This is a genomic window from Thalassobellus citreus, assembly GCF_044385915.1.
GTDB lineage: Bacteria > Bacteroidota > Bacteroidia > Flavobacteriales > Flavobacteriaceae > Thalassobellus > Thalassobellus citreus.
In genome coordinates, this window is sequence record NZ_JBISCC010000094.1 from 1 (window position 1) to 237 (window position 237).

General features: G+C 37.1%; 1 protein-coding gene. It reads left to right on the forward strand.

The window, feature by feature from the left end:
• Nucleotides 1–237, forward strand: a 237-nt coding sequence (locus ACH5TX_RS00965; RefSeq protein WP_439337685.1) for an immunoglobulin-like domain-containing protein, incomplete at both ends; no start/stop codon positions are given.

Genomic DNA, 237 nt, shown 5'->3' on the forward strand with positions numbered 1-237 from the left:
TAGAACAGTGAATGTGATTCCTGATACAACGGCACCTGTTATTACTCTTACGGGAGCAGCGTCTATCGATATTAATGTTGGTGATACTTATTCTGAATTAGGCGCTACGGCTTCTGATAATAAAGATGGTGACATTTCTGCAAACATTGTTATTGGTGGTGATACTGTTAATTCTAATGTAGCAGGTACTTATATTATTACTTATAATGTTTCTGATGTGGCTGGAAATCCTGCAAC